The organism is Halomonas sp. A3H3 (assembly GCF_000982975.1).
GTDB classification, from domain to species: Bacteria; Pseudomonadota; Gammaproteobacteria; order Pseudomonadales; family Halomonadaceae; genus Vreelandella; species Vreelandella titanicae.
Genome location: NZ_HG423343.1, coordinates 2,271,905 through 2,293,657, shown reverse-complemented (window position 1 = coordinate 2,293,657; position 21,753 = coordinate 2,271,905). Strand labels below are relative to the sequence as shown.

General features: G+C 51.5%; 21 protein-coding genes. 10 read left to right on the top strand and 11 right to left on the bottom strand.

The window, feature by feature from the left end; genetic code table 11:
- Positions 1-85: 85 nt before the first annotated feature.
- On the bottom strand, positions 86-1,369 hold the full coding sequence (locus HALA3H3_RS10235; RefSeq protein WP_022521464.1) for an MFS transporter: 1,284 nt from the start codon (positions 1,367-1,369) through the stop codon (positions 86-88).
- A 330-nt stretch (positions 1,370-1,699) separates the two neighbouring features.
- Between HALA3H3_RS10235 and HALA3H3_RS10230 the strand changes: the two genes are divergently transcribed.
- Positions 1,700-2,320, top strand: coding sequence for a LysE family translocator (locus tag HALA3H3_RS10230; RefSeq protein WP_022521463.1), 621 nt, complete (start codon positions 1,700-1,702; stop codon positions 2,318-2,320).
- A gap of 22 nt (positions 2,321-2,342) precedes the next feature.
- Positions 2,343-2,906, top strand: coding sequence for a flavin reductase family protein (locus tag HALA3H3_RS10225; RefSeq protein WP_022521462.1), 564 nt, complete (start codon positions 2,343-2,345; stop codon positions 2,904-2,906).
- A 211-nt stretch (positions 2,907-3,117) separates the two neighbouring features.
- On the opposite strand, the gene HALA3H3_RS10220 is transcribed toward HALA3H3_RS10225, so the two are convergent.
- The 3 genes from HALA3H3_RS10220 to HALA3H3_RS10210 are packed head-to-tail and all read right to left on the bottom strand — an operon-like array spanning position 3,118 to position 6,652.
- Positions 3,118-4,524 carry a Na+/H+ antiporter NhaC family protein gene (locus HALA3H3_RS10220; RefSeq protein ID WP_022521461.1) on the bottom strand — a complete coding sequence of 469 codons (1,407 nt, stop codon included), beginning with the start codon at positions 4,522-4,524 and terminating at the stop codon, positions 3,118-3,120.
- 34 nt (positions 4,525-4,558) lie between these two features.
- Positions 4,559-5,848: an NAD(P)/FAD-dependent oxidoreductase gene (locus tag HALA3H3_RS10215; protein ID WP_022521460.1), complete on the bottom strand. Its 1,290-nt coding sequence runs from the start codon at positions 5,846-5,848 to the stop codon at positions 4,559-4,561.
- A gap of 6 nt (positions 5,849-5,854) precedes the next feature.
- Positions 5,855-6,652 (bottom strand): IclR family transcriptional regulator, encoded by a 798-nt coding sequence (locus HALA3H3_RS10210; protein ID WP_022521459.1) that lies wholly within the window; start codon positions 6,650-6,652, stop codon positions 5,855-5,857.
- Between the two features lie 289 nt (positions 6,653-6,941).
- On the opposite strand from HALA3H3_RS10210, the gene HALA3H3_RS10205 reads away from it, so the two are divergent.
- From HALA3H3_RS10205 to paaX, 4 genes are all read left to right on the top strand, one after another.
- Positions 6,942-7,418, top strand: a complete 477-nt coding sequence (locus HALA3H3_RS10205; protein WP_022521458.1) for an NYN domain-containing protein — start codon at positions 6,942-6,944, stop codon at positions 7,416-7,418.
- A gap of 334 nt (positions 7,419-7,752) precedes the next feature.
- Entirely contained in the window at positions 7,753-9,105 is a 1,353-nt protein-coding gene (gene gdhA / locus HALA3H3_RS10200; RefSeq protein WP_022521457.1) for an NADP-specific glutamate dehydrogenase, read from the top strand.
- Positions 9,106-9,217: 112 nt separating this feature from the next.
- Entirely contained in the window at positions 9,218-9,631 is a 414-nt protein-coding gene (gene rnk, locus HALA3H3_RS10195; protein WP_022521456.1) for a nucleoside diphosphate kinase regulator, read from the top strand.
- Positions 9,632-10,065: 434 nt separating this feature from the next.
- Entirely contained in the window at positions 10,066-10,992 is a 927-nt protein-coding gene (paaX, locus tag HALA3H3_RS10190; RefSeq protein ID WP_022521455.1) for a phenylacetic acid degradation operon negative regulatory protein PaaX, read from the top strand.
- Positions 10,993-11,041: 49 nt separating this feature from the next.
- On the opposite strand, the gene paaY is transcribed toward paaX, so the two are convergent.
- Positions 11,042-11,656: a phenylacetic acid degradation protein PaaY gene (paaY, locus tag HALA3H3_RS10185; RefSeq protein WP_022521454.1), complete on the bottom strand. Its 615-nt coding sequence runs from the start codon at positions 11,654-11,656 to the stop codon at positions 11,042-11,044.
- A gap of 585 nt (positions 11,657-12,241) precedes the next feature.
- On the opposite strand from paaY, the gene paaG reads away from it, so the two are divergent.
- From paaG to paaK, 4 genes are all read left to right on the top strand, one after another.
- A complete protein-coding gene (gene paaG / locus HALA3H3_RS10180) occupies positions 12,242-13,033 on the top strand; it encodes a 2-(1,2-epoxy-1,2-dihydrophenyl)acetyl-CoA isomerase PaaG (RefSeq protein ID WP_022521453.1) in 792 nt (263 codons plus the stop codon).
- Position 13,034: 1 nt separating this feature from the next.
- A complete protein-coding gene (locus tag HALA3H3_RS27340) occupies positions 13,035-13,202 on the top strand; it encodes a 3-hydroxyacyl-CoA dehydrogenase NAD-binding domain-containing protein (RefSeq protein ID WP_022521452.1) in 168 nt (55 codons plus the stop codon).
- Positions 13,195-13,662: a hydroxyphenylacetyl-CoA thioesterase PaaI gene (paaI, locus tag HALA3H3_RS10175; RefSeq protein WP_022521451.1), complete on the top strand. Its 468-nt coding sequence runs from the start codon at positions 13,195-13,197 to the stop codon at positions 13,660-13,662. The genes HALA3H3_RS27340 and paaI overlap by 8 nt, the downstream gene beginning before the upstream one ends.
- Before the next feature lie 110 nt (positions 13,663-13,772).
- A complete protein-coding gene (paaK, locus tag HALA3H3_RS10170; protein ID WP_022521450.1) occupies positions 13,773-15,086 on the top strand; it encodes a phenylacetate--CoA ligase PaaK in 1,314 nt (437 codons plus the stop codon).
- Positions 15,087-15,155: 69 nt separating this feature from the next.
- Here paaK and HALA3H3_RS10165 read toward each other — a convergent pair whose 3' ends face one another.
- The 6 genes from HALA3H3_RS10165 to HALA3H3_RS10140 all read right to left on the bottom strand — a co-directional run bounded on the left by HALA3H3_RS10165 (position 15,156) and on the right by HALA3H3_RS10140 (position 21,317).
- Complete coding sequence (locus tag HALA3H3_RS10165) at positions 15,156-15,509, bottom strand: RidA family protein (protein ID WP_022521449.1); 354 nt, start codon at positions 15,507-15,509, stop codon at positions 15,156-15,158.
- 31 nt (positions 15,510-15,540) lie between these two features.
- The gene (locus HALA3H3_RS10160) at positions 15,541-17,031 is read right to left on the bottom strand and encodes an amidase (RefSeq protein ID WP_022521448.1); all 1,491 of its coding nucleotides are present in this window, start codon (positions 17,029-17,031) and stop codon (positions 15,541-15,543) included.
- A 248-nt stretch (positions 17,032-17,279) separates the two neighbouring features.
- Complete coding sequence (locus HALA3H3_RS10155; protein ID WP_022521447.1) at positions 17,280-17,807, bottom strand: TRAP transporter small permease; 528 nt, start codon at positions 17,805-17,807, stop codon at positions 17,280-17,282.
- Positions 17,808-17,896: 89 nt separating this feature from the next.
- Positions 17,897-18,880, bottom strand: a complete 984-nt coding sequence (locus HALA3H3_RS10150; RefSeq protein WP_022521446.1) for a TRAP transporter substrate-binding protein — start codon at positions 18,878-18,880, stop codon at positions 17,897-17,899.
- A gap of 49 nt (positions 18,881-18,929) precedes the next feature.
- Positions 18,930-20,213, bottom strand: a complete 1,284-nt coding sequence (locus tag HALA3H3_RS10145) for a TRAP transporter large permease (protein WP_022521445.1) — start codon at positions 20,211-20,213, stop codon at positions 18,930-18,932.
- A 147-nt stretch (positions 20,214-20,360) separates the two neighbouring features.
- Positions 20,361-21,317, bottom strand: coding sequence for a LysR family transcriptional regulator (locus HALA3H3_RS10140; RefSeq protein ID WP_022521444.1), 957 nt, complete (start codon positions 21,315-21,317; stop codon positions 20,361-20,363).
- Positions 21,318-21,753: the final 436 nt, after the last annotated feature.

Sequence of the window (21,753 nt, the reverse complement as noted above, 5' to 3'; positions counted from 1 at the left end):
CGTTTCCGAAACCTTTGTAAGGTCACGGAGGATAATGCAATGCAGCCTCTCGCCAAGCGCCTAAGCTGGCTAGTAGCTTACTCAGCTAAGGGGCCTCGGCATCTTCAGCAACAGGTTTGATGGGGTCACCGTTTTCATCCAGCAGTTGATGATCGTAAGCGGCCTGAAGGCCAGTATCTTCAACCTCTGTCGGTTGCGGCTCTTCTTCTGTCAAATAGTCGATATGGCCCGGATAAAGCGGTGATAGCACCGCGACCAGGATGCCGACCACCGAAAAGATCGAAAACGCATCCGCATACCCAAGCCTGTCGACCAGCACACCAATCACCGGCGAGCCCACCGCCTGCCCAAGCGCGCAGGCCATAAAGGGTAATACCGGCCCCATCGATAACCGCCCAGGCAGCAGTCGGATGCCGGTCATCAGGTACAGCCCCGTTAAGCTCATGTAAGCGAGACCGAAAACCATCGCGGAAAATATCGTCAGCGCTAATTGGCTAGGGCTAGCGGCCAGCAACGCCAAGCTTGAAGACAGCATCATCAACATCAACGCCTGGGTGATGGGTGGATTATTACGGTCGGCCAAATCACTTATCACGGCACCGCCGAGCCCGGCGATACCTACCGCGAACCATAGCCAACCGGTGTGCCCTGGAGAGAGCGCGCCAAGGGTAACCGCCAGATCGGGAGCAAAAAGCCAGTACGGCGCAGATACAAAGCCCATTGCGAAGGCAAAAATCGTAAGCCGAATGAGGCGCGACCATTGCGACCTAGTGATGGGCGGTGGTGGTGCAGCGTTGGCTGGAATGACCCGTGACACTGAAGGGATGAAGTACCATGCCGCCACGACCCCCATAGCGGTAAGAGCAGCAAATATCGTGTAGGTCAGTCGCCATGCATCCGACAAGAACACAACGGTCGGTACCGCCACGATAATACCGATGCTAGTACCGGCATTCATAATCGAGCTGACGCGCCCATGCATTGCACGGCTCACCAGCGCCTGCATCGCAGCGGCCAGCGCGGGCATCATTAAACCAGTGCAGATCCCGCAGATAAACACACCAATACCAAGCGATAGCGCGTCTGACGACTGGCTGATCAATGCTAAACCGCCAACACCGAAAGACCCAGAGAGAATGGCTAAGTTGCGCGCACCGAGCCGATCAGCGGCAAGCGGCGCGACCAGTGTGGAAAGCACAAAGCTAATAAACGGCAGCGCCCCGATAATGCCGACCAAGTAAGACGTCAGCGAAAGCTCGGCACTGATAGAAGGTACAAACAGACCAAAGGCAAAACGTGCAAGCCCGTAACTGATCGCCACCAGCGCAGCTCCAAATAGGGCAAACCCCATGTTCGACAACGCTTTCATGCGGAGTCCTCCACTGCCATTGGCTGCATGTATACAAGGTCGCTATGAGCATTGTCTTCGCAACTTCCGCGATGAGCAATGCAGATTTTGAACAGGTAGCGGGTAATCTCCAGTGATCATCAGAACGATAAGTGGAGTTAAGCAGGCAGCCTTTGTTGAATGTCCGCTTTCAGGCTTACGGAAGCCTCCACCAAGGACTACCAGCCATATCTTCCCTCACTCACATAGGTGAGAGAATGACCACTGAACATAATTGCCACGCGGCGCTCCAGGGCTTACAACTATACGGCGAGATAAAGTTAATAATTCAACAACAGGCAGATTAACGCTATGTCGATTGAGCTTTGGCTATCGTTTGTGTTGGCTTCGTTTTTGTTCATCGCATCCCCCGGCCCCGCCGTTGCTCTACTGATAGTGACCGGTATCAATCAAGGCCGCAAAGCTGCTCTGGCGATGTTGCCTGGCTTTTTCTTGGGTGACCTGGTGGCGATGTCACTTTCGTTTGCCGGCGTAGGCGCGTTGCTGATGGCATCGGCGGAGCTATTCGCCATGGTTAAATGGCTAGGGGTTCTCTATCTGCTTTATCTAGGCATCAAGATGTGGCGTGAATCCGGCCAATTGAATGACCTGGAAGCCTCTGGGGTGAACGTTCAGCAAAGCACCGCAAAAGCATTCTGGGTGACGCTGCTAAACCCCAAAAGCATTCTATTCTTCATGGCATTCATGCCGCAGTTTATTAACCAAACCCAACCTCTGGCGCCCCAGCTGGCGATTCTGTTTGCTACGTTTCTTGTGATAGGTGTCATCTCAGATCTCGGCTACACACTGTTGTCGACCACTAGCCGACAGCTGATGACCGCCAAGTTTCGCCGCCTCTTACACCGCTGCGGCGCCGGTAGTTTGATTGGCGCTGGGGTATTGATGACCTTAATGCGCCGTCCGACTGCCTAGCTAATCTAATCGGAGGTTATTTATGCCACACCCGATAGCAAAGAAGGACTTTCCTGTTTCCAACGTCAGGCACTTTCTTGAACCTGGCCCGATTGTGCTGGTGTCATCACAATGGCAACAACAAACCAACATCATGACCATGGGGTGGCACATGGTCATGGCGTTCTCCCCCTCACTCCTAGGCTGCGTTATTGATGCCGGGAATCACTCCCATGCGCTGGTGTGCAACAGCGGTGAATGCGTGATCAATATTCCTTCGGCATCACTTGTCGATAAGGTCGTGGGTATCGGTAACTGTTCAGGAAGCGAGATCGACAAGTTCAAAGCGTTTGAGCTAACCCCAGGCAAGTCAGAAAAGGTCGGAGCGCCCCGGATAGAGGAGTGCTATGCGTCTTTCGAGTGCCGCTTGCACGATGACGCCATGATTGAACGCTACAACCTGTTTGTTTTTGAGGTCGTTAAAGCCCATGCAGCGCCTTCGGCAGATGAGGAAGAATCGCTGCACTACCGGGGGATGGGAGAGTTCATGCTGTCGGGTCGATCCATCGACCGTACGGAACTGTTTAAGCCATCAATGCTTATTTAAATAGAACTGCCATTGAGGCTTTCGCCACTCCCTTTCTATTAATTTAGCCAGCTAAGGTCGACTTACTAACTTGCTGCCATAGCATCCAGCTGCGTACCAGTAGACAGACCAAGGATATTGATGACCGTGATGCGCCGCCCGGCAGGGTAGTATCAAATTGGTGTTAGCCCTACGACAACGGCCTCTCTCTGTTATCGCAGGGCGGAGAGCGTTACAGGGTAAGGCCGAGCAACAGGTACATAGCCAGGGAAAGCAAGGCGACGGCTAGCGCGAAGGGAATTTGCGTTTTGATATGGTCGATATGATCAGAGGCGGCCCCGGTCGAGGCGAGCACAGAGGTATCCGATAAGGGTGAGCAGTGATCCCCAAAGACACCGCCCCCCGCCACAGCGGCCACTGTGGCATACACCAGCGGTGTAACCATATCGCCGCTAAAGTTAAAGGCGAGCGGCACGGCGAGTGGCATCATGATAGCGAAAGTGCCCCATGAAGTGCCGGTGGAAAAAGCGATAACGGCGGCAATAAGGAACGTCATGGCCGGAAGCAAAGCAGGTGTTAGCCAGCCAGCGGTGGCTTCGACGATATAGTTGGCCGTGCCCATGTCTTTGGAAAGTTGATTCAACGAGTAGGCTAACGCCAGAATGATAATGGCTGGCATTACTCCCTTCATCCCTGCCATCGAGGTTTTCATAATGTCGTTGAAGGGAATGCCCTGAAGGCGCATAACGATACCGAGAAACACGGAAGCCGCCAGAAATGCCTCCATGGTCTTGGCCGAGTCCATCACGATAAAGGTGCCCACCGCAACGCCGATCACTACCAGCACCGGGGCGAAAAAATTCCAAAACAGGCTGGTACGTGCTCCTTCATAAGGCGGAATTTCCGTCAGTTCCTCACCCACCAGCGGTTCTGCCCCATCGCGTAGCACTTTGCCCTCTTCCTGAGCCCGACGCTCAGCTTCACGCATCGGCCCGAAGAGCGGAATGACGCCCACGATCACCAGCCCGACCACCAACACCGATAGCCATGCATAGAGATTGAAAGGTATGGCATGCAGAAATACCCCCATCGCCTGGGCAGCATTTTCGATGGGGCCCATGCCGATCAACAAACCGGAGATAAACACTGCCCAGCCAGTGATAGGCACCATTACACTCACCGGGGCCGAGGTGGAGTCAGCGATATACGCCAGCTTTTCCCGCGAGACCCGGTAACGATCCGTCAGTCCACGCATAGTACTGCCGACAAACAGAGGGCTGAAGTAGTCGCTGAAAAAAACGAACATGCCCATCACCCAGGCAACCAATTGAACCCGCACCCGCGATAAGGCACGGCGTTCCACCCAGGCGGTAAAGTTCTGAATCGCCCCGGTGCGCTGGAAAAAAGCGATCACCGTGCCAATGAATAGCTCCAACAGCAGTATCCAGGAGAAGCTGGTGGTGCCCAGGGTTTCCTTGAGCAGCGTCGGAAACCCCATCAATCCATTGCCCAGGGTAATCACCCCAACGAAACAAGCAACAGCCAGCGAGAAAACCGTATTACGGGTGACAAATGCCAGCACGATGGCCAATGCCGCCGGCATGACGGACAGCAGCCCGATATGATCTTGAGGATCCATTGTCATCTCTCTTTTTTTATAGTGGTGGGTGGAGTCAGGTTTCGTTTTTTGCCTTACGGCGCTCCATTTCACTGGTCAGGTAGAAACCCAACCGACGTACAGGATCGGGCGGCATCCAGCTCGCTTTGCCGAATAAAGATGCAATATCCTCAACCGGTTGGCCGAGCGCGTAGCGAGCTAAAGCATCACCCAGGAAGGTACCCTTGACGATACCGCCGCCATTGCATCCCGCTGATACATATAACCCGGGCTGGATCTCGCCCCAGAGCGGTGCGCCGTTATGAGTCAGCCCGGTGGTACCTCCCCAAACCTTGTCGAAGCGCACTGGGGTAAGTTCGGGGTAGCGGGCCTCAAGGCTCACTTTCAGTTCGGCCTCGATACGGGCGTTATCGGCTTCGCGTTCATAGCTGTAACGTGAGCGGATCATCAAACGTCCGTCAGCGGTGGTGCGCAGCGTACAGCCTAAGCGGTGTGCAGGTAGCAGCCCCCAGGTCGTCTCGGCGATGCGTTGGCGCTCGGGCTGCGGTAAAGGATCGGTAATGGCGGCATAGGTATAAATAGCGGTTAGCCGCGAAGGGTCTGCACCCAAGGCCCTAGAAAAAGCGTTATTGGCCAGGATTACCTGTCCAGCCGTTACTTCGCCTTCGGGTGTAGTCACACGCCACTTCTTGCCATCAGGCACTATTTGAGTCGCGGGCGAGTGCTCATGCAGCTCGATGCCGGCTTCCAATGAATCTGCCAAACCAACAATCAATGCTGCAGGCTGGACGAGATAGCAGTCCGGTGAATAAATACCCTGTGTGTAGTAGCGCGTACCGATTCGCTCAGCGAGTTGGCTGCCGTTCAAGGTCTGGCAAGACAGACCGGCAGCTTTCAGAAACTCCTCATACTGGCTCAAGGCACGTTGGCCTATCGTGCTACGGGCAGCGCGATAGGTGCCGCTACGCTCGAGTTGGCAGTCAATGCCTAGGCGTTCGACACGCTCGCGCAGTAACGCCATGGTTTGTCGGCTTAACGCGTTCAGCTTCTCCATGCGCTCAAGCTCTTCGGGGCGAGCATCGTTGGCTAGAGCAATTTCCAGCATAAAGCCGGAGTTACGCCCTGGACTCCCTTCACCTACCTGGTCAGCTTCGAGGATTTTGATGCGGTCTTCAGGGCGCGCCTGCTGCCAGGCCGAGGCTGCCGCAAAACCGGTATAACCAGCCCCGATGATGACGACATCTGCCTCAGATTGACCACTTAAGGCGGGGCGCGGCTGGCGCTCGGTTAGCCAAGCGTTCCAGCCGCAAGGGCGTTGATGGCTTGGGTGCGTAGTGTGTGGCATAGAGAGTTAATCCAGATACAGCAGGCCATGGGCCTGATTGACCATGGCAGCCACTTCTTCCTGCATGCCTTGGAGTACGTCCAGCTTATGGCGCTTCGTCATACGCGATTTGAGCATCGAACAACTCATGGCACCCAGGGGGTGACCGCTATGATCGAGGATAGGAATGGCCAGGCCGCTGTATTCCGGAAGTAAAGAACCTTCTACTCCACGGGCGTAACCATGTTTCAGTTGATGGGCAATTTCGGCTTCGATGTCAGCGATGGCAATCGAGTATTCGTCTATCAGTCGCTCAGCGTTATGGTTGAGTATTTCGCTTCGCTCATCAGCCCCCAGGTAGGCAAGTAAGGCAATCGACGCTTGGCCAACGCCTAGCGGCAAACGTCCACCCGTCGCCCTAACGAAGCTGCCCACGGGATAAGCGCCGTTCTGCACTTCCAGGCAAACGGCATTGACGCCATCGCGAGCGAACAGATAGAAGCTGTCTCCCCAGCGCTGCGCGAGTGTCAGCAACCTTGGCCGGGCCAAATCACGCAACCCAGCACCATTTCCCGCTTGGGCGCCAAGCACCAGCAGCTCATAACCCAGCAGGTAACGCCCACGAATGGGAGAAGATCGTAAAAATCCCTGCTGCTTGAGACCTTTTAACAACCGATAGAGAGTAGGACGGCTGAAACTCAATTCATTCAGATAATCGTCTACACTTGCACCCCGGTGGCCGCCACGTGCAGTAACCTGCAATATCTGCATGGCATGAACGAGAGTGGTAGGGCCTGATGAGGTGATGCTTTCATTTACCGGCATTATGTTTATCGTTATTTGTCTATGTGAGCTAAAACATAACAAGACAAATTCACGAGTTCATCTCACTAAATGAGACAAAGCCGCATTAGCGCATACGAGGTAGAGGTTGGCATAGGTCAACATATGACGACATTCAAAATCAAAAACTCATACAAAAGCTACCGATAATTGTACAAAAATGATCTTCTATAGCCTTGCGCCCAACGGATGAAGGGCGACAACCGGCTGAGTGTTAGACTGGTGTTAGCTAACCCGGCTTCTTCTAATATGTTCCTGAAAAGGCGAATTGATGACCACCGTTGCCGTATTTGTTGATATTCAAAACGTCTATTACACCGTGCGCGAAGCATATGGCAAAAACTTTGATTACAACAAATTCTGGGCACGAGTAACCGCTAACAGAGAGGTTATTAAAGCTGTTTGCTATGCCATCGATCGAGGTGACCAAAAGCAGCGAGAGTTTCAAAATATACTCAGGGCGATTGGTTTTGAGGTGAAGTTAAAGCCTTTTATTCAGCGGTCAGACGGTTCCGCAAAAGGCGATTGGGATGTAGGCATCGCGCTTGACGCCATGGAGTACGCAGAACAGGCAGATGTGATCGTGCTGGTATCCGGCGATGGTGATTTTGATCTACTAGTCCAAAAAATCCGTGCTAAGCATGGCAAAAAAGTCGAAGTTTATGGCGTTCCCCAACTGACGGCAGCATCGCTAATAAATGCGGCCAGTGAGTTTATAGCGATAGATAAAGCGCTTCTATTAAATTAATTATAGTTCGAAAAGAGTCTACGCTGCTGTTGATAGCTATTTCGATAGAAGGCTGCCGCGAAGAAATGGGGATTGACCAGGTTTCCGGCCGGTAGCACATCTATCTAGACGCTATACAAAAATATCAACCAATTCAAAACGTTTATCCATCGTTTATTAGATTGTGGAAAATAAGCGAGGCGAACCTTTCAAACGCATACTTTAGTCTAAACCCCCCATCATATTTGCCCATACCGAACCGGCATAGGCTATGCACAGAAGCATGCTGCCAGTTAAATATTCTAACGCTCTGGCCAGCCAATACTCTGTTGAATAACTATGATGATATGCTCCGATGCCCTACGTTCACGATACGCTGACACGCCTTAATAAAAGCAGCCCTGCACAGTCAGAATTTTATCAAGCCACTGAAGAAGTGCTCGAATGCCTGCGCCCGCTACTTGAGCAAAGTGATTACTATCATCACCACAGCATTATTGAGCGAATAGTCGAGCCCGAACGACAAATCATGTTCCGGATAAGCTGGGTAGATGATGCTGGGAAAGTGCGGGTCAACAAAGGCTATCGCGTTCAGTTCAACTCTGCCCTTGGCCCTTACAAGGGTGGCTTACGATTCCATCCCAGCGTTACCTCGGGCACCATCAAATTTCTCGGCTTTGAGCAAATTTTCAAAAATGCGTTAACCGGTTTGCCAATCGGCGGCGGTAAAGGCGGCGCCGATTTTGACCCCAAAGGAAAATCAGATAACGAGATCATGCGCTTTTGTCAGGCGTTTATGAGCGAGCTCTACCGCCATATTGGTCCTCACTGCGATGTACCTGCAGGCGATATCGGCGTCGGTACGCGTGAAATTGGCTATCTCTTTGGCCAGTACAAACGACTCACTGGCCACTATGAGGGCGTGCTAACAGGTAAGGGGCTTAATTGGGGAGGCTCGCTAGGCCGTAAAGAGGCTACCGGCTACGGTGCAGTGTACTTTGCACAAAACATGCTGGCTGCCCGGGGAGAAGAGCTGCGCGATAAGACCTGCCTAGTTTCCGGCGCTGGCAATGTAGCCATCTATACCATTGAGAAGCTATACGAACTGGGTGCTAAACCAGTCACCTGCAGCGATTCACGTGGCACCATTCACGATGAAAACGGTATTGATTTAGGCTTACTCAAACAGCTCAAAGAAGTGCAGCGCACCTCTTTAGAAGCCTACTTACATGAGCACCCTGACGCGCACTACATTTCTGCCCGTGACTACCCTCAGGGCGGGAATGCCGTATGGCGTATTCAAGCCGATGTTGCGTTCCCCTGCGCGACGCAGAATGAGCTGACCGAAAGCGATGCGGAGATTCTGCTCGCTAATGGCATAACGTGTATCAGTGAAGGGGCCAACATGCCTTCTACCAAAGAGGCCGTCGACCTTTTTCTAGACGCTAAAATTGCCTATGGGCCCGGCAAGGCGGCCAATGCAGGTGGCGTTGCTACCAGTCAGTTAGAAATGGCACAAAATAGCAGCATGGAGCAGTGGCCACTGGAGAAAGTCGACCAAAAATTAAAACAGATTATGGCCAATATTCACCGCCAGTGCGCCGATACAGCCGAAGAGTTTGGTGATAAAACCAATTTGGTACTAGGCGCCAATATTGCAGGTTTCAGAAAGGTGGCTGATGCTATGATTGAACAAGGGGTCACCTGATCGTCTTTATTTTATAAATCGCTTATACTATAAAAAGCACGCAGTCCTTCCTTTATTGGGGAAGGGCTGTTTTTTATTGGTTTAAACTTATTGCTTTCTAAGGAGAGTAATCATGGGACAACGTCCTGCTATTATTATTAACCGTCTTGATGCCGAACGCCTCCAGCGCTTGATCGACAATGCATCCGAGAAAGACATGGCCGTGGCTCAGCTACTTGAGGAAGAGCTAGCACGAGGTGAAGTCTGCGATCCCGAGGATATTCCAGATGACGTGGTCAGCATGAATAGCCAGGTTCGCTTCACCGACCTCACCCGCGGGCTTAAGATGATTCGCACCTTGGTCTATCCGCACTCCCTGGAAAGCGTTGCGGACGGCATTTCGGTCATGGCACCTATTGGTGCTGCATTGATCGGCCTTAAAGTGGGCGACATCATCGAATGGCCGTTACCCAACAATACCGAAGCACGGCTCCGCATCGATGCTATTTATTGGCAGCCCGAACGCGAAAAGCAATTCCACCGATAAGTCGCGATAAAGAGTGAGCTGGCTCCGCTAGCTCATGATTAAGTCAGCTATTTTCTTCGCCCACTTAATCCACATAAAGAGGGTCTATTCAGGGCACCCTCAGCTTTCACATACCCCCTTCGGAAGACTATAACTAAGCGGCTCTTTATCGCATTAAACACACCGTCCCTGCTATTAGTCATAGCCATGGTACTTTTCACAATTCTTCCAGTGATAATGTACACATTGGACGGTTACCTTAAAACCTGAATTGGCAAAGCATTACAGCGCTCATAGACGCCATTACGCCAGGAAGTGGACACAGCGACTTCCTATCAAGAGAGGATCGTCTCAGGCCAAACGACAAAAAAACGTGATACGATAATCTTTTGTATTCGTCATATTTTCTGTCGTTTTTAGCGACAACCTCACCGCAAAGGGAATCAACTTTCACCATGTCGTCAGCTAAAGACTGCGTCGCTACGCTTATTGATGACTTCCAGAAGCGTCGGCCAATTCGCGCCGGTTCATTGATTATTACCGTCTATGGCGACTCTATCGTTCCGCGGGGCGGCACTGTGTGGTTAGGCAGTCTATCGAAACTGGTGGAGCCCATCGGTATCAATGAGCGGCTGGTGCGTACATCGGTTTACCGGCTGACCAATGAAACCTGGCTACGGGGAGAGAAGATTGGTCGTCGCAGCTACTATCGGTTGAGTGGCCCTGGTCGGCGTCGTTTCGAACAAGCCTTCAAGCGTGTCTATCACGGCACCCAGCCAGCTTGGTCGGGACAGTGGACATTGGTATTGCTGACACAGCTTCCCCCAGACCGGCGCCAGCAGATTCGTGACGAGCTCGAATGGCTAGGCTTTGGTAGTTTTGCTCAGGGTGTGCTGGCGCATCCCACGCTGTCATGTGCAGAGACCATGGCGGCTTTGCAAGAACTAGATGCAGCAGACGATACGATTGTAATGCAAACGCAGACCATGGAGCCCATGACCAGTAAGCCGCTGCGTCTCCAGGTCAGAGAGAGCTGGAACCTCGACGAATTAGCCGAGCTCTACCAACGTTTTCTGGTTAAGTTTCGCCCCCTTTGGAACGCGCTCAACACAGAGAACCATTTGGGCCAAGAAGAGTGCTTCATTGCCCGAACTTTGCTTATTCACGAGTATCGCAAGGTTCAATTACGCGACCCCCTCCTGCCTGAAGAACTACTCCCCACGGCGTGGGAAGGACGCTACGCCCATCAGCTCTGCCGCAACCTTTATCGTTTGCTCTACGAACGTGCAGAACGCTGGTTGGATCAACATCTGGAAACCGCCGAGGGCCCACTACCCGCCCCTGGCCCCAGCTTCTACCAGCGCTTCGGCGGGCTGGATTGAACGCCTAACGAGACTGCTTAATCAGCCGTCACATCGGGCATAACGCACCTTATGGCTGTGGCGACTGATCCAGCGTCTGCTGCTTGGGTTGAGTATCACCAGCCAGCAAGGTTGGACGATCAGCATCGAGTTCTGCCAGCGGCTCACAGGGCTCCAGGCTGTCCCGACAACGGCCCACTAAGCGCTGATACTCCTGGGTACCCTGCTGTTTCCAGGCGAACTCTTCATCACTCAGCGCGCGCTTAACCTTTGCGGGTGCCCCCATCACCAGCGACTGGGGCTCACACTCGAAGCCCGCCTTAACGAACGCTGCTGCCGCAACGATAGACCTCTCAGCAATGTTGGCGCCATCCATCACCACGGCGTTCATACCCACCATGGCATCACGCCCAATCACGCACCCATGCAGTACCGCGCCATGGCCGATATGGCCATCCTTCTCAACTTTGGTGACGCAGCCAGGAAAGCCGTGCATAACACAGGTATCCTGAAGGTTGGATCCCTCTTCCAGCACAAGACGGCCGAAATCGCCGCGCATCACCGCGCCAGGGCCTACATAACAGTTGGGGCCCACGATCACATCCCCGATCAACACTGCCGTTGGGTGGACATAAGCCGTCGGGTGAACCACTGGCGTCACCCCTTCAAGTCGATAGTAAGGCATAACGTTCTCCGTTAGCTTGGTTGGCCGTGTGGGGTGTTGCCCCCACCGCCCGCTCTTCGAACTGTTCGGCCCCTACCCCATCAGTTGTGTAGCCACCTAGGGTTATCGCGCCTTTGCTGCGCTGATTGCGTCATGGGGCGCTCCTGCGCTCAATCTATCTTGATACGCAATACCAACTAAGATTATATTTTACGTAACAAAAGATCAAACACTTTACCTGTCGCCGTCTACTGAAGAATGGGCACACCGCTATCTAAAAACTCGACGTACCCTGCTGTAAGTCAGTTTTTTAGACGACCTTGGTTTTTTATACCATCGTCTAACAATTATCTTATATTCGCAAAAAAGTCACACAAGTTATTGTTAATAAATAACAAACTACCAACAACACCAACAAGCGACACATTATAATCACCCATATAATATTGATGTGTATCAAAATAAATCTATACTCGGCAGAGATTCATCCTGTGGATCACAGGCCGAACGGTCACTGGCGGGCACCGCCGACCGCGAAAAGGGCATGCGCCTTCCAATAAAAACGACCTGCCACTTTTCAAGGGCACTGACACAAGGACATTACCCATGAGCCAAGCGCCCCTGCTTTACAGCGTGAAAGACGGCGTCGCCTGCATCACGCTGAACCGCCCCGAAAGCTTGAACAGCTTCAATACCGAAATGCATGCCGAGATGCGCAAGGTGCTAAAAGCCGTGCGCCAAGACTCAAGCGTTCGCGCTTTGCTGCTGACCGGCAGCGGTCGAGGCTTCTGCGCCGGCCAGGATCTTTCCGACCGTAGCGTCGCGCCCGGCGCAGAAGCCCCCGACCTCGGCGAGTCGCTTGAGAAACGTTACAACCCCATGCTGCGCGCCCTTAAAGACATGCCGTTCCCGACCATTTGTGCGGTGAACGGCGTGGCCGCAGGTGCCGGCGCCAACATCGCCCTGGCCTGCGACATCGTATTGGCCGCGCGCTCGGCAAGCTTTATTCAGGCCTTCTGTAAGATCGGTTTGATTCCAGACTCTGGCGGTACCTGGACATTGCCTAATTTAGTGGGCATGGCTCGCGCCAAGGGCCTGGCGATGCTGGGCGACAAGCTCCCCGCCGAGACCGCCGAACAGTGGGGCATGATCTGGCGCTGCGTCGACGATGAGGCGCTTCAAGAAGAAGCCATGAGCATGGCTCGCCACCTGGCCACTCAACCAACCCATGGCCTAGCGCTGATTAAGCGCGCCCTGCATGCCAGCAGCGATAACAGTTTCAACGAACAGCTCGACCTGGAACGCGACCTTCAGCGCCTTGCTGGGCGCAGCGAAGATTACCGCGAAGGCGTTAGCGCTTTTATGGAAAAACGTCGCCCCACCTTCAAGGGAGAGTGATATGCCAGCCATTCTCTCTACCGCCACTATTAGCATCATCAGCACAGGCGCCATTAATGCCTTGACCGATAGCCGTTTGGTTATCGAGGCTATCGTCGAGAACCTTGGGGCCAAGCGTCAGGTGTTTGCTCGGCTCGAAGCCCTATACGAGGAAAGCTTCCATGCATGATTCCCAATTGACCCCGCAGCAACTGGCGGAAGCCTGCGCCGAGGCAATGTTTTCCCGCGACCATGCCAGCCAAGGGCTGGGGATGCGCATTACTCGCGTGGCTCCCGGCTTCGCCGAACTGACCATGACCGTGCGTCAGGACATGGTGCAGGGGCACGGCATCTGCCATGGCGGATTTCTGTTTGCCCTGGCTGACTCAGCCTTCGCGTTTGCCTGCAACAGCTACGACAAAGCCACAGTAGCTTCCGGTTGCAGTATCGACTATCTCGGCCCCGGCCAGCTGGGCGACGAGATCACCGCCACCGCCGAAGAGCGCAGCCGCCGCGGGCGTACCGGCATTTACGACATTACGTTGCGCAATCAGCACGGCGATACCGTTGCCTTGTTCCGCGGGCGTTCCTACAAAATTCGCGGCAGCGTACGCCGCCTGGAAGACACCGCCGCTGGAGATAACCAATGAAAGAGGCGCTGATCATTGAGCGCTTATAAGCCCATTACTAAAGCCATTTCATCGCCCATGGCGCATTTAGAAATTAGTCCAATAACAACTAGCTTGATCGGAGCCCCCTGATGAATCAGCCCGCAACGCGTATCAACACCGCGACTCTCGATCCCCTGGAAACCGCCAGCGTCGACGAGCTGCGCGACACTCAGGTCAAGCGCCTGAAGTGGAGCCTGAAGCACGCCTACGACAATGTGCCCTTCTACCGCCAGTCTTTCGCCAAGGCTGGGGTGCATCCCGACGATATCCAGACACTGGCGGATCTCGCCAAACTGCCTTTTACCACCAAGGCCGATTTGCGCGACAACTACCCGTTCGGCATGTTGGCCACGCCGATGAGCGAGATCGTTCGCATCCATGCCTCCAGCGGTACCACCGGGCAACCGACGGTGGTGGGCTACACCCAGAGCGATATTGATGTGTGGTCTGATGTGATGGCGCGCTCGATCCGCGCCGCCGGCGGCAGCCGCAACGACAAGGTGCATGTGGCCTACGGTTACGGCCTGTTCACCGGTGGGCTGGGCGCGCATTACGGCGCCGAGCGCCTGGGTTGCGCGGTGATTCCCATGTCGGGCGGCCAGACCGAGAAACAGGTTCAGTTGATCCGTGATTTCGAGCCGGACATCATCATGGTCACCCCCTCGTATATGCTCAACATCGCGGACGAAATGGAGCGCCAAGGCATCGACCCGCATACGCTGCCCTTGCGTACTGGCATCTTCGGCGCCGAACCTTGGACCGACAGCATGCGCACAGCCTTAGAGCAGCGCCTGGGCATCGACGCCCTCGATATTTACGGTCTCTCTGAGGTAATGGGCCCGGGCGTAGGCATGGAGTGCCTGGAAACCAAAGATGGCCCGACCATCTGGGAAGATCATTTCTACCCCGAGATCATCGACCCGGTCAGTGGTGACGTCCTGCCAGACGGCGAATACGGCGAGCTGGTGTTCACCACCTTGACCAAAGAAGGCCTACCGGTGATTCGCTACCGCACCCGTGACCTGACCCGTTTGCTGCCGGGCACCGCGCGCCCCATGCGACGCATCGACAAGATCACTGGCCGCAGCGACGACATGCTGATCATTCGCGGGGTGAATGTGTTCCCCACCCAGATCGAAGAGCAACTGCTCAAGATCGCATCGCTTTCTCCCCACTACGAGATCGAAGTCAGCCGCCAAGGCAATATGGACATGGTGCTTGTTCGTGTAGAGGCGAATCATCATGACATCGCCCGCGACCCCGTGGCTTGTGAAGAAGCCGCGAAACAGCTCCAGCATGCCATCAAGACGCACATTGGTATCAGCACCCAGGTCGAGGTGTGCCCGGTAGAGAGTGTTATGCGTTCGATGGGTAAGGCCAAGCGGGTCAAAGACGTGCGTTAACTCTTTTCAGACAGAGCCTGGAGCAATGATATCAGCCCCCGAATACTTATTATTCATGGCTTTTAAGCTTTAGGCTTGTGAAGCTGAAAGTGAACGAGCGGCCACCACTGTTAGCTCTACCTTAGCATCGATAAAAAGCTCACAACATACAGTAGTGCGAACCGGCAAAGGCGCAGAAAAATAGTTCTTATAAGTACTGTTGAAAAGCTCAAAATCACTTTTATCAGTGAGATAGGCAGTGACTGATACAATCTCACTTAACCCCAGACCACTCTGGGCCAGTGTTGAAGAAATGCGCTTCATTACTAGATCAGTTTGCGCAACAATTCCCTCCGGAATTCTTCCTTCTTCATCTAAAGGAACTTCTCCGGAAAGCATGACCAGATCATTAACTTCGCGAAACTTAGAAAATGGCATGTTCATAGCGTATCTCCTGATACTTATTGAAAATCAATTAACCGAAGCCGAGGAAGCCTTCAGAGAAGCTCAGTGGCTGGGCATTGCAAAGCGATTTAGTATCGACCTGAGGACGTGAGAGCTCTGGAATAGTATTGAACAAGGCTTCTAGTTCCTGAGCAAAAGCAAGCGTAGCCAGGTCTTCGCCACGGCGGCCAATGATCTGCAAACCAAAAGGAAGACCATTTAGATCCCGTCCGGCAGGTAACGTAATAGATGGGTGGCCAACCAACGTCGACGCATAAGCCATTGAAAGCCAATGGTAATAGCTTTCCATCGGTTTTCCGTCTATCTCACTGGGGTAAAGCTCATGCCAGTTTCGTGGACTAATAGTCGTAGTCGGCGCAATAATAAAATCATGCCGTTCGAAAAATGTTTGCCAGCGCCGGTATATTTGGGTCTGCAAATTCATGGCCTCCACGACATCTAACGCAGAGAATGAAGCCCCCTCTTTAACATTGGCCTTGATATTCGGGCCCACCTTACTTGGATGGTTTCTAACCAACTCACGATGATGGCCGGAAAACAACAATCCTCTTAAAACTGAAAAAGCCCTATCTGCACCATGGCAATCCGGGTGGGTGTGCTCTAAGGAAGCAAATACATGACCGAACCGATGTAATTTATCAAGGAAGGTTTCAGCAATAAGCGACTCTGTTATCGCAAAACCAAAATCATGGGTAACCGCAACTCTAGCACTACTCAGATCAGAAGAGGGTAAATGCGTGTAAGAGTCAGGGTTATGGTGGCTTTTTTCCTCAACTACCGATACCCATGGATCTCTTCGGTCAGGTCTAATCATGGCTGATAGCATGAGTGCGGTGTCAGCTACAGTCCGTGCCATTGGCCCGCTGGTAGATAAAGGAAGCAGTGCTAATGAACGCTGCGATCCAGGAACTACGCCAGGCGAGGGACGAAAGCCAACAACACCATTGAATGCCGCTGGGCTTCGCAGGCTACCGCCGGTATCCGAACCAGTCGCCAAAGGTGCCATGCCGCAGGCAACAGCCACGGCCGAGCCTCCCGATGAACCACCTGCAGAACGAGATAAATCAAAGGGATTCGCAGTGACGCCATACACCGCATTTCGAGTATTTCCTCCAGCACTCCACTCAGGGTTATTTGTCTTACCCATAATGACGACACCTGCTTGGCGTAGCTGGGTGATCATCGGGTCATCTGACGTAGCTATATTATCGGCATATAACTCACTACCATAAGTTGTAGGAAAACCAACTACATCGACCATATCCTTTACACACAATGGCAGACCGTGCAGTACACCAAGAGGCTTACCTTGGTCGATTTCCCTTTGAGCATCGCGAGCTTGAGTAAGCATTAAGTCGTGATTATAGCTAACTAAAGCATTTACTGCCGGGTTCACAGCTTCCGCTCGGGCGATACAGCTCTCAGCAAGCTCGACAACAGAGAGCTGTTTTGAAGAAAGCAGGCGACGAGCCTGAGTAGCACTCAAATCACAAGGTATCATTCAAACACCTTCCTTTATGTAACTTATTAAAAGAAATACCCGATATAACCAGGTTTTTATTAAAAACAATAGTCACCATCATTAACAATGACAAAAATCTTTACGATACATAAAACAATCATCAATAGAACGTCACTTTTATCTTTTTCAGCATGACTGACATCAAAATACTATCTCAACGATCATTTAAAACATGGGTAAGAAAGTTAAAAAAACCACAATTCCACTTAACAATTAATAGAAAATCATTAATGATAGAAAGTAGATCCTTCCTTGCTAATTTTCGATTCACAAGCACGAGCAAGCAGATGCACCAAAATAATAGCTGCACAAATTGGCACAGATAACACCACCCATGACATCGGAAAGCCCAACGTATCTGCACTAATCTGTGACTGACGTGCGATAAAACCACGTGACGGATCCATTCCAGACCCCAAGATACTGAAATAGATAATAGGAACAAAAAAGATGAGCACTGCCACACCGCGCAACAGTGCCGAAAACAGCCTCAATGGAAAGCTCTTAAAGTGCATGGCCCCCTGAAAAAGCGCAGGGTCATCTTTCGACTTAAAAGAAAGCGTAGCTCCGAGCAGCCCGCCCCACACCATCATGTAACGAGCCATTTCTTCTGTCCATGATGGCGGTGCGTTAAAAGCGTATCGAGCCACCACTTGGATTGCTACGAATAGCAGCATCAACACTAAACACAATACTGATACTCGGCGAGCAAGCCAATCTAGACAATCACTGAGGATAACTATTGAACGGCACATATTGTATACACCTTACGCTCAGCATAATCACTAGAAAAGCCCCCTGCACCCAGGTTAATAAAACTGGATAGGGCAACTAACAACTGGATTTAGCGCGTCTTTTCGGCAAGATCAGTCCACGTCTCGACTTGTGCGGGTGTCAGCTCCGTCTGATCGTAAACCGAGCGAGATAACTCACGAAATCTATCACGCGATTCTGCCGACAATGTTGTTACTTCCACACCATTTTCCCTAAGCTCGTTTAAAACCTTGGGTGTAATATCTTGAAGCCATGCCCGGTTGGCCTGATTAGCAATACCAACGGATTCATCGACAATACTTCTTTCCTGCTCACTCAGACCCTGGTACCAGTCGTCAGAAACCAGAACCGCACGTAAAGCGTTCATAACATTAGTATCAGTGTAATAGCTTATGATGTCCGTTTGTCCAAACATAATTGGGACAAGTGAAGTATTAATATAGCCATCGACAATACCTGTCTGCATTGCTGCCGCCACCTCTCCCCAAGCAACAATTGTTCCGCTTCCGCCCCAAGCTCTATAGAGCGCGTTTTGTACATCGTCGATGGCACGCATCCGCAGGTCGGCCATGTCTTCAGGCTGAGTGACAGCCTTGCGTGTTGTGATAATACCGGAGGGAGGGCCAAGCGGTGCGAGCGTCAATAAACGAACCCCAGCATGCTTAATATTTTCATTGATGCGTGACAGAACATCACCTTCAGTGAGAGCTCGATCCATGTGGCTCACTCCATCAAAAAGATAAGGCAAACGTACGCCGAAAATAAACGGATCGATGCGTGCGACTGAATTTACGTCCGACAAAGATACTTCTAGCAGGCCCATTGAAAGTTGGTCGAGTTTTTCTGCCTCTCCCCCCATAGCATCTCGAGGTATTTCTCGAGCATTTAAGCCGCGCTCTTTGAGAGCTTCAGTAAAATTATGTGCCCAAACATAGGAGCCTGACCTTTCTAAGTCCGTTGGACTATCCAGAGCAACCTTGATTTCGCTACCAAGAACCGACATAGGAAATGCAATTAGGGCTGACGCCATTGCGAGAATCTTTAGCAATTTCATACAGTGTCTCCATTATGCTTGTTATCGATAGAAGTTGTGATTTTTTAATCTAGAGCACGTTGAACCCGAATATCCGTGGAAGCAAGAGACTAATATTCGGAAAAAAGGCAATTATCAACAATATTACTAACTGTATTCCAATAAAGGGTAGTGTTGCTTTAGCAAGGTTCCAGTAATTTATTTTCGCAATCCCCGAAACCACGATTAAACATTTCCCAAAAGGAGGTGTTATCAATCCAATACAAAGGTTGAAGCAAACCATAATACCTAGATGTACCGGATTGAAACCTTGTAACAGCGCTGTAGGCACAAGCAATGGTACGAGTAATGTGAGTGCCACAGGTGTGTCCATGAACATACCGGCAACAAGAAGCACAAAAATAAGTAACAAAAGGTAATTATTTCCGGCAAGCCCCATTGAGGCTATCCAGCCTGCCAATAATTGAGGCCAACCCAGCAGTCCTGCAAGATAACTAAGTACTGCGATAGAGCAAATGATAATAAAGATAGAGCCTGTTAAACGTGCTGTCGCCTCCACGGCTGAATAGAGCACTTTCCAAGACATCCCTCCCATCGACCAACCTACTAATATAGCCGCAATAACAGCAAGTGCTGCGCCTTCAGTTGGAGTTGTAAGCCCAAAGACGATACTGCCAAGGATAATGATGGGTATAGATAAAGCAGGCCACGCTCTTTTAAAGCTAGCGAACAGTGGAGGAATATCAATAGTGCTACCACCGGGATGATCGTCTCGATGTGCTATCCAGGCATTAAATGCGAAGAGCAAACAGGCCAGTAGCAAACCAGGCAAAATGCCAGCCACAAAAAGCGCTGCTACGGAGGTGCCTGTTAGCCCTCCGTAAATGATCATAATGATGCTAGGCGGAATAATCGGCCCAATCATTGATGAAGCGGCGGTTAGTGCTCCTGCATAATATGGTGGATAACCACGTTCGCGCATAGCTGGAATCAAAGAGTTGGATACAGCTGCTGAATCGGCCACCGCGGAACCTGATATACCAGAAAAGAATAGGCTCGTCATAATATTGACATGCCCCAGACCACCTTTGAAACGACCAAGCAGAGCCATAGCAAAATCGATCAGAGACCCCATCACACCAGCACGATTCATCAGCTCTCCGGTGAGTATGAACAAGGGCATAGCCATAAAAGCAAAGACATCTAACTGAGCAAAGATACGTTGAGGAAGTATCGCTATGTATTGCGGATAGCCAGTCGTCAAAAATGCGATGACTGCAGTGGCACCTACTAGATAAGCGAATGCTGTACCCGAAAACAGGAATACACAAAAAGCTACGATAGCATAGGCCATACAAGGCTCCGAAGGCGTTGCTACTAACAGAACTTATACTTGTCTTTATTTGAGAATACTCAGTGATGTGAAGGCAGACAAATGACAAATTACTCTCTTCGCATAACCAAACAGTAATACGAAGAGAGCGCTTCACTTTATTCTGACTCAATGGGAAGTAAAACGAGACTGGTGGCTTGCCTGCTCCAGGCATTCTTGAAATAGCTTGCTAGTTGCATTAGATGAATTGCTTCTCCAATAGCAGTAGGCTTCCGAAAGAATTTCATCAAATTGCAACGGCAGGATACTTAGATCTCCCTTTCCCGCATGATGTCTGGCCAACCACTCAGGCATGAGGCTGATGAACGGAGCGATCCGCATCAGCTCAAAGTTGAGCAGTAGTGATGTAGATTCGATATAACTGGAAGGGAATGCTAAACCGGCTTTGGCAAGGCATGTGTCAACGGCCTGCCTCGCTAATGACCCTTCTGCGGGGCTAATCCATGGCCAAGCTACAACGTCTTTCCATTCGATTGTTGCTCGCACCGCAAGCGGGTGCTGAGAGCCGGCTACCACCAGGATAGGTTCCTTTAATATCGAGGTTTTACTGATACCCTCGCGAAAGAAAGGCTCCCATGCCCGAGCTATCAAGATATCTAGATTGCCATTTTCCAGCAGAGGTAATAGCTGATTAAAGTGGCCTTCAGTGATAGAAACGACTGCAGAAGGAGCAATTACCTTGAGCCGCTTAATGGCCTCTGGCAACAGTGTCGGTGCAAGTGAGGCGACCACACCCACTACAACGTGGCCTCCTAACCCCCGGTGGACAGCATCGACATCAAATTCAGCCCTTTCAATTAATTGTACGATTTCAGTCGCATGGGCTGCCAACCTTTCGCCGATAGGGGTGAAAACAACGCGGTTACCTTGCCTTTGAATGATTGGGCTGTTCAGAGAACGCTCAATCTCACCGATTTGCTTAGAAATCGCCGGTTGAGTCACGTTCATTGCTTTCGCCACATGACTGACCTGCCCCAACTGGGCAAGCATGGCAATGATCCGGAGGTGTCTGAGCTTCAAATCATGTTTAAAGAATTTCTTAATATCTTGTTGTGTTTCGAGCATACAGCTACCTTGTTTTTCTCATTGCAATGACCCGCATCGGCGAAGAGCATTTCACAACAGGTTAGCAGCGCTGACTCACTTTCTGTTTTACCAACAGAAGTGACACAGCATGCAACATCCTGGCAACCACTATAGACCTGACGATACCAGGCTCCCACCGCCGTGAATTGATCACGAGTCTACGCCGTCCCCCACGTTAAAGGGCTGGAAATTCAAAGCAGCCAGGCAAGTATTCCACTGAAATTTAGCGCCACAAGTAACGGCAGCGCCAGCCCTTGTTAGAGCCTTACTTTCGATCCGACTGTTCAGGCCGCACCTAGCGTCCACAAAAGAGGTTCTGCATATTAGCGTAAATAATTTTTCCCTCTGAAGGCATTTTTGAATCACTTGTTTTAGCTATTTTTTTCCTTTTAAGGCCAAGCCCTATCTACATCTG